Source organism: Flintibacter sp., from assembly GCF_046973065.1.
In genome coordinates this window covers 1-7,635 of record NZ_JBKVXZ010000088.1, presented here as the reverse complement: position 1 = coordinate 7,635, position 7,635 = coordinate 1, and the positions used below count along the sequence as shown (strand labels likewise).

The following is a 7,635-nucleotide window of genomic DNA, read 5'->3' as shown; positions in this document are numbered from 1 at the left end:
TCGTAAATTTTTGCGCCGCTTTTTATAAAACGGGGGTGGGGTCCAGGGGCAAAGCCCCTGGCGAAGAAAGAAGGTTTGTTAGCCTATGGGAAAAATCGTTAAGGTCTCCGGTCCTCTGGTGGTTGCCACCGGTATGACTGAGGCCAACATGGCCGACGTGGTCCGTGTGGGCGAGCAGCGCCTCATTGGCGAGATCCTCACCATGACCGGCGATTCCGCCTCCATCCAGGTTTACGAGGAGACCTCTGGCCTGGGTCCCGGGGCGGAAGTGGTCACCACCGGCGCCCCTCTGTCCGTAGAGCTGGGCCCCGGCCTGATTGAGAATATCTACGACGGCATCCAGCGTCCCCTGGAGGTCATCATGGAGAAGGTGCAGGGCAACAACCTGCCCCGCGGCGTGGAAGTGCCTGCCCTGGACCGGGAGAAGAAGTGGGAGTTTACCCCCACCGTGGAGCCCGGCGCCCAGGTCATCGGCGGCGACGTCATCGGCACCGTCCAGGAGACCGACTCCATCCTCCACAAGATCATGATCCCCCCCAAGATGCAGGGCAAGATCGTCTCCATCCAGGGTGGCTCCTACACCGTCACGGAGACGGTAGCCGTGCTGGAGCAGCCTGACGGCTCCAAGACCGAGCTGTCCCTTATGCAGAAGTGGCCCGTCCGTGTGGGCCGCCCCTACAAACACAAGTATCCTCCCACCATCCCTCTCCAGTCCGGACAGCGGATCGTGGACACCTTCTTCCCTGTGGCCAAGGGCGGAACCGCCGCCATCCCCGGCCCCTTCGGCTCCGGCAAGACGGTGATGCAGCACGCTCTGGCCAAGTGGTCTGACGTGGACCTGGTGGTCTACATCGGCTGCGGCGAGCGTGGCAACGAGATGACCGACGTACTGCGGGAGTTCCCCGAGCTGGTGGACCCCCGTACCGGCCAGTCTCTGATGAAGCGTACCGTGCTCATCGCCAACACCTCCGATATGCCCGTGGCCGCCCGTGAGGCGTCCATCTACACCGGCATCACCATCGCCGAGTATTTCCGCGACATGGGCTATGCCGTGGCCGTCATCGCCGACTCCACATCCCGCTGGGCCGAGGCTCTGCGTGAGATGTCCGGCCGTTTGGAAGAGATGCCCGGTGAGGAAGGCTACCCCGCCTACCTCAGCTCCCGCCTGGCTCAGTTCTACGAGCGAGCTGGCAGCGTGGCCTGCCTGGGCTCCGATGATCGCCGGGGCAGCCTGACCGCCGTAGGCGCTGTGTCGCCTCCCGGCGGCGACCTCAGTGAACCTGTTTCCCAGGCCACCATGCGTATTGTCAAGGTGTTCTGGGCTCTGGATGCCTCTCTGGCCTACCGCCGCCACTTCCCCGCCATCAACTGGCTGAACTCCTACTCCCTGTATCTGGACTCCCTGAAGCCCTGGTACGACGAGCATCTAGGTAAGGAGTTCCTCCAGAACCGAGAGTGGGCCATGGCCGTCCTCCAGGAGGAGGCCAACCTCAACGAGATCGTGCAGCTGGTCGGTAAGGACTCCCTGTCCGCCAAGGACCAGATCACTCTGGAAGTGGCCAAGATGATCCGTGAGGACTTCCTGCAGCAGAACTCCTTTGTGGACATCGATTCCTACTCTGAGTACGACCGTCAGGCTCGTATGCTGGTGCTGATCCGGGACTACGACGAGCACTGCCGCGCCGCCGCTGAGCGGGGCGGGAACCTCAACGAGCTGTTCTCCGTACCTGTGCGTGAAAAGATCGGTCGCGCCAAGTCGGTGCCCGCCGACCAGTATCTGGACAACTACGCCAACATTATGGTGGAACTGGAAGAGGAGACCAACGCCATTGGCGAGAAGGGAGAGATGGCTCTGTGATTCGGGAATATAAAACCATCCAGGAGATCTCCGGCCCGCTGATGGTGGTCAACCACGTCCAGGGTGTCACCTATGACGAGCTGGCCGAGATCGAGCTGGCTGACGGTACTGTCCGTCGCTGTAAGGTGCTGGAGGTAAACGGCGACTCCGCCGTGGTGCAGCTGTTTGAAAACTCCGCCGGTATCAACCTGGCTCAGTCCAAGATTCGCTTCTTGGGCCATCCCCTCCAGCTGGCCGTGTCCGGTGATATGCTGGGCCGCGTGTTCAACGGCATGGGCGAGCCCATTGACGGCGGACCTGCCATCCTGGCCGATGAGTACCGGGATATCAACGGTCTGGCCATGAACCCCGCCGCCCGGAACTACCCCAACGAGTTTATCCAGACGGGCATCTCCACCATTGACGGCCTGAACACTCTGGTTCGTGGTCAGAAGCTGCCCATCTTCTCCGGTTCCGGTCTGCCCCACGCCGCACTGGCTGCTCAGATCGCCCGTCAGGCCAAGGTGCTGGACGGCGAGTCCAACTTCGCCGTGGTCTTCGCTGCCATCGGTATCACCTTCGAGGAGTCTGAGTTCTTCGTCAGCGAGTTTAAGCGCACCGGCGCCATTGACCGTACCGTTCTGTTCACCAACCTGGCCAACGACCCTGCCGTCGAGCGTATCGCCACCCCCCGTATGGCCCTGACCGCCGCGGAGTATCTGGCCTTTGAGAAGAACATGCACGTGCTGGTCATTCTCACCGACATTACCAACTACGCCGAGGCTCTGCGTGAGATTTCTGCGGCTAAGAAGGAAGTCCCCGGCCGCCGCGGCTACCCCGGCTACCTGTACACCGACTTGGCTACCATGTACGAGCGTGCCGGCCGCCAGATGGGCAAGGAAGGATCCATCACCATGATCCCCATCCTCACCATGCCTGAGGATGACAAGACCCACCCCATCCCCGACCTCACCGGCTATATCACCGAGGGCCAGATCATTCTGTCTCGTGAGCTGTACCGCCGGGGCGTCAATCCCCCTGTGGACGTGCTGCCCTCTCTGTCCCGTCTGAAGGATAAGGGTACCGGCGCGGGCAAGACCCGTGAGGACCACTCGGGCACCATGAACCAGCTCTTTGCCGCCTACGCCACCGGTAAGGAAAACAAGGAGCTTATGTCCATCATGGGTGAGGCCGCCCTGAGCCCCACCGACCTGCTGTACGCCAAGTTTGCCGACGAGTTTGAAAAGCGCTATGTCTCCCAGGGTACCGAGGAGAACCGCTCCATTGAGGAGACCCTGGACCTGGGCTGGGAGCTGCTGAGCATCCTGCCCCGCAGTGAGCTCAAGCGCATTAAGCCCGAGTATATCGACAAGTATCTGCCCAAGAAGGATTAAGGGGGGATTGGAATGCCTTCCACAACAATAAATCCCACCCGTATGGAACTGACCCGGCTGAAAGGCCGGTTGAAGACCGCCCAGCGGGGCCACAAGCTGCTCAAAGACAAGCGCGACGAGCTGATGAAGCAGTTTATGGATGTGGTGCGGGAGAACCGGGCCCTTCGGAAACGGGTAGAGGAGGGCCTTATGCGGGCCCACGGCTCCTTCACCGTAGCTGCCGCCCTCATGTCCCCTGAGATGCTGGAGCAGTCCCTCATGTACCCCAAGCAGTCTGTGGAGCTGGAGATGACTTTCCAGAACATCATGTCCGTGGATGTGCCGGAGTATCACTTCAAGACCCGCAGCCAGGACCCGGGTGAGGTCTATCCCTACGGCTTTGCCCAGACCAGCGGTGAGCTGGACGACGCGGTGGATGCTATGTCCCAGGTTTTTCAGGACATGTTGAAGCTGGCAGAGATCGAAAAGACCTCTCAGCTGCTGGCGGAGGAGATTGAGAAGACCCGCCGCCGTGTCAATGCTCTGGAGTATGTGAAGATCCCCCAGATGGAGGAGAGTATCAAATATATCACCATGAAGCTGGATGAGAACGAGCGCGCTAACACCATCCGGCTGATGAAGGTAAAGGATATGCTTCTGAAGGAAGCAATCCAGGAGCGTCAGGAGGCAGATGCCCGGGCGCTGGAGTCCTTTGCAAACTAAACATGAGAAAAGACCGGGAAGGCATTGCCTTCCCGGTCTTTTTTGTCAGGTGAGATTGTAGGCGCAGTGACAGGAAAGCCGCCGCCAGTGCCATTGACTGGTGTGAGGCTGGAAGCGGCACTCCACATTGGAGCCAGGGGACAGATGGACCCACAGGTCCTGCCGCCCCTGGGGACGGCAGAGAGTGAGCAAATAATCTCCTGGAGTCAGGGAAGAAAAATTGATCTCCTGGCTGCACAGCAGGCGATAGGTGCGCTCATGGCAGCCGGTATGACTTACTAACTGCACCCAGCTCCAAGGGCAGCAGGCGCCGCACAGCTCCCGCAGGGCGCACAAGGCATACCGCTGGGAGAAGCACAGGTTTTGCTCTGCCTCATCCTTACCTCTCAGGCAGAAGGAAACTCCCGCAGTCAGAGCGCCGGTTACTGATTCATCTTGGCCTTGACCAGGTACTCGCCGCTGGTCACACCGCCGAACAAATACTTGCCGTCGGTGTTGGTCTTGGTGGTGGCAATCAGAAGCTCCTGACCAGCCGTGACCTGAAAAAGACCTACAAAGCAGCCCGCGACTGCGTTACCGTTCTGATCTCGGATGATACCGCTGACGGTGCCGTTATAAGTGCGGGAATCGGCGCTCATAGTCACCAATACGTTGGCGATGGAGCCGTTAACAATGGTCACAGCCATAGGAGCAGCAGGCAGATATCCCATAGCGGAGGCCATCAGGGTGTAGGAACCGTCAGCCAGATCATAGAAGGCAAATTCGCCGTCATCCACAGAATAGGTGGTAGCTACCACTTCGTTGGCGGCATTGAGCAGAGAGAGCTTGGTACCGGACAGCGGAGTCTCAGTCTTGTCTACCAGAGTTTTCACTACACCGGCAAGCGCACCCAGAGACAGGGAAGAATCTTGGGCGCATACCAGGTTGATCTGGGTGGTGTCGCTGGTAGTGAGGACTACGCCGGCGGCGTCGCTGAGGAGATACCCCTCCTTGACGGCAGCCAGAGTGTAGGTGCCAGCGGGAATACCGTCCAGAGTATATTCACCATTTTTATCAGTGAGGGTATGCTGGTAGGGTTTTCCCTTACTATCGAATAACTTAACGGTGGCATCGGGAATGGGATCGGTGCCGTCGGTCACGGTGCCGTAAACAGTGGCGGTAGCAGGGGCAACCGGGGGCAGGGTTAGATTGATGTCAGCCTCCTGCATCCCGCTGATGGGAAAGTTCTGGCTGTATTGCAGCTGCAAAAGATCCTGAGTGATATCGGCCATAAAAGAAAACCTCCAAAAAGTGAAACGTGGCAGGGGCGCTGGCCGCCTGCTGGTTTACTCTATGCTGTCAGAGTGTTGGAGGTGACAAAAAGGGAGCAGCCCGATGGGCTGCTCCCTTTTTGGAAAGGAATGAAAAAATCAGATGAGAGACAGGGCTTCCTCGTCGGCCACCAGGATGAAATCCTTGTGGTACTGGAGGATGGAAGCGGGGACCTGAGGAGTAACAGGACCAAAGAAGGCGTCCTTAATGGCCTGAGCCTTATTAGCGCCAGAGGCCACCATCAGCACGCGCTGAGCCTGCATGATGTCACGCACACCCATGGTGTAAGCGTGGGTGGGAACCTCGTCAATGGAGGCGAAGAAACGCTTGTTGGCATCGCGGGTGCTCTCGGTGAGAGTCACCTTGTGGGTGCCCAGGGAGAAGTGGTCGTCGGGCTCATTGAAGCCGATGTGGCCGTTGACACCCAGACCCAGCAGCTGCAGATCGATGCCGCCGAAATCAGCGATCAGCTTGTCGTAACGCTCGCACTCACCGTCGCCGTTGACACCGCTGGGCACGTTGGTGTTGGCCAGATCGATGTTCACGTGGTCAAACAGGTTGTGGCGCATGAAGTAGGCGTAGCTCTGGTCGTGGTCGGGGGTCAGACCAGCGTACTCGTCCAGGTTGACGGAACGCACGGCGGAGAAGTCCAGATCGCCGGCCTTGTTCCACTCGATGAGCTGCTTATAGGTGCCGATGGGGGAGGAGCCGGTGGCCAGGCCCAGCACGCAGTTGGGCTTGAGCTGGATCTGAGCAGCAATGATGTGGGCGGCAGCGCGGCTCATGGCATCGTAATCTTTCGCCTTGATGATTCTCATAGCAGTTTCCTCCAATAATATGATTTAAATGATTTTGTTGCCGTCGATGTAAACGGAATCCAATTCCAGATCCTCGGTGAGCAGGAGCAGGTCAGCCTTCTTGCCCACAGCGATGGAACCGATCTCGTGGTCCAGCCGGACCGCCTTGGCGGGGGCAGAGGTGAGAGCGGTGATGGCATCCTCCAGAGGCAGGCCGAAGGAGACTACATTCTGCAGCTCCTGCAGCAGGTTGGAGGAGGAGCCGGCCAGAGTGTCGGTACCCAGCAAGGTAGCCCGGCCGTTCTTCATCTCGATGGGCTGGCCGCCCAGCTCGTACTGGCCGTCGGGCATACCCGCGCAGCGCAGGGAGTCACTGATGATGACCAGCTTCTTGCCGAACATGCGGTGGGTGGCACGAATGACGGCGGGGTGGATGTGCAGGCCGTCGCAGATGAGCTCCACGGTAGCGCCGCTGTCCAGAGCGGCGGCGATGACGCCGGGCTCACGGTGGAGCAGGGAGGGCATACCGTTATACAGGTGAGTGGCATGGGAGGCGCCGGCCGCATAGGCAGCCATGGCGGTCTCATAGTTGGCGGTGGTGTGGCCGATGGAGACGGTGCACACCTTGGAGACTTCCTCGATGAAGGGGATAGCACCCTCCTCCTCAGGGGCCACGGTGACCAGGCGGACCTGGCCGCCGCTGGCGGCGTTGAGTCGGTGGAACATCTCCGCGTCGGGCTTGTGCAGGTTCTCGGCGGCCTGAGCGCCACGCTTGGCGTAGGAGAGAAAGGGGCCCTCCAGATGGATGCCCGCGCACTTGGCGCCGTCGGCGGGGCGGACAAAACCACGGATGGTCTCCATGGCGGGAGTAAGAACCTCCTCCTTCAGAGTCATGGTGGTGGCCAGGAAGGAGGTGACGCCGTGAGCGGCGTAGTGCTTGGACATGGCAGGCAGACCCTCGGGCTTACCGTCGGAGAAGTCCTCGTTCATGGCGCCGTGGGTATGCACGTCGATGAAGCCGGGTACCAGGTACTTGCCCTGGGCGTCCACATCACAGGGCCATCCGGCGGGGCCGATGGCAGTGATGACGCCGTTCTCCACGGCCACAGAGCCCTTCTGGAACTTGCCGTCTACAAATACATTTGCGTTTCCGATGATCATGATTACACCTCCGGCAGAGAAGCGGCAGCGGCGCTCTGGCCTACCCGGCGGGTCTTCTCGTCAGGCAGGGAGGGGAACAGCTTGCCGTCGCACTCGGGATACTCGTCCGCCAGCACGCGCTTGGCCTCCTCCAGAATGAGGTCGCCGCCCTTGCCGGACATGACGCGGCCCAGCAGCAGCACGTGCTTGCAGTGGTAGAGATCATAGTAGTAAGCCAGAGCATGGCCCAGATAGGTGCCGATGGAGCGGTAGACCTCCTTAGCGCCCTCCTGATCCTCTTCCATGCACTTCTGGACAACCTTCAGCTTCTCAGCGGGAGACAGGCTCTCATCCAACTGGATACCGGCACGAGGAGCAAGCTTGATGACGCCGTCCTGAGAGAAGTACTTCACGCCGCAGCCGATGTCGCCGGACCACTCGTCCTCCATGGCGT

Annotated in this window: 7 protein-coding genes and 1 pseudogene; 3 read left to right on the top strand and 5 right to left on the bottom strand. The window is 60.0% G+C overall.

All coding sequences use genetic code 11. The annotated features are described in order from the left end of the window. Nucleotides 1–85 precede the first annotated feature (85 nt). Genes ACLTXB_RS18275 through ACLTXB_RS18265 form a run of 3 tightly spaced genes read left to right on the top strand, consistent with a single transcriptional unit; the run spans nucleotide 86 to nucleotide 3,933 of the window. On the top strand, nucleotides 86–1,858 hold the full coding sequence (locus ACLTXB_RS18275) for a V-type ATP synthase subunit A (protein WP_110441263.1): 1,773 nt from the start codon (nucleotides 86–88) through the stop codon (nucleotides 1,856–1,858). After that, entirely contained in the window at nucleotides 1,855–3,231 is a 1,377-nt protein-coding gene (locus ACLTXB_RS18270; protein ID WP_428227923.1) for a V-type ATP synthase subunit B, read from the top strand. The genes ACLTXB_RS18275 and ACLTXB_RS18270 overlap by 4 nt, the downstream gene beginning before the upstream one ends. A gap of 12 nt (nucleotides 3,232–3,243) precedes the next feature. Beyond that, a complete protein-coding gene (locus ACLTXB_RS18265) occupies nucleotides 3,244–3,933 on the top strand; it encodes a V-type ATP synthase subunit D (RefSeq protein ID WP_110441262.1) in 690 nt (229 codons plus the stop codon). Between the two features lie 45 nt (nucleotides 3,934–3,978). Here the strand turns inward: ACLTXB_RS18265 and ACLTXB_RS18260 are convergent, their stop codons facing one another. The 5 genes and pseudogenes from ACLTXB_RS18260 to ACLTXB_RS18240 form a co-directional block, all read right to left on the bottom strand. Continuing rightward, a complete protein-coding gene (locus ACLTXB_RS18260; protein WP_428227922.1) occupies nucleotides 3,979–4,269 on the bottom strand; it encodes a hypothetical protein in 291 nt (96 codons plus the stop codon). Between the two features lie 86 nt (nucleotides 4,270–4,355). After that, entirely contained in the window at nucleotides 4,356–5,204 is an 849-nt protein-coding gene (locus tag ACLTXB_RS18255; RefSeq protein ID WP_428227921.1) for an MSCRAMM family protein, read from the bottom strand. 138 nt (nucleotides 5,205–5,342) lie between these two features. Beyond that, the gene (gene nagB, locus ACLTXB_RS18250) at nucleotides 5,343–6,062 is read right to left on the bottom strand and encodes a glucosamine-6-phosphate deaminase (RefSeq protein WP_020989454.1); all 720 of its coding nucleotides are present in this window, start codon (nucleotides 6,060–6,062) and stop codon (nucleotides 5,343–5,345) included. A 24-nt stretch (nucleotides 6,063–6,086) separates the two neighbouring features. Beyond that, nucleotides 6,087–7,202 carry an N-acetylglucosamine-6-phosphate deacetylase gene (gene nagA / locus ACLTXB_RS18245; RefSeq protein ID WP_008979927.1) on the bottom strand — a complete coding sequence of 372 codons (1,116 nt, stop codon included), beginning with the start codon at nucleotides 7,200–7,202 and terminating at the stop codon, nucleotides 6,087–6,089. A 2-nt stretch (nucleotides 7,203–7,204) separates the two neighbouring features. Next, nucleotides 7,205–7,635, bottom strand: a pseudogene (locus ACLTXB_RS18240) (ROK family protein); the annotation flags it as partial.

Excerpts from the sequence above, each read along its gene's own strand:
- nagA (WP_008979927.1), bottom strand. The coding sequence starts at position 7,202 with ATGATCATCGGAAACGCAAATGTATTTGTAGACGGCAAGTTCCAGAAG.
- ACLTXB_RS18275 (WP_110441263.1), top strand. The coding sequence starts at position 86 with ATGGGAAAAATCGTTAAGGTCTCCGGTCCTCTGGTGGTTGCCACCGGT.
- ACLTXB_RS18265 (WP_110441262.1), top strand. The coding sequence starts at position 3,244 with ATGCCTTCCACAACAATAAATCCCACCCGTATGGAACTGACCCGGCTG.
- ACLTXB_RS18255 (WP_428227921.1), bottom strand. The coding sequence starts at position 5,204 with ATGGCCGATATCACTCAGGATCTTTTGCAGCTGCAATACAGCCAGAAC.
- nagB (WP_020989454.1), bottom strand. The coding sequence starts at position 6,062 with ATGAGAATCATCAAGGCGAAAGATTACGATGCCATGAGCCGCGCTGCC.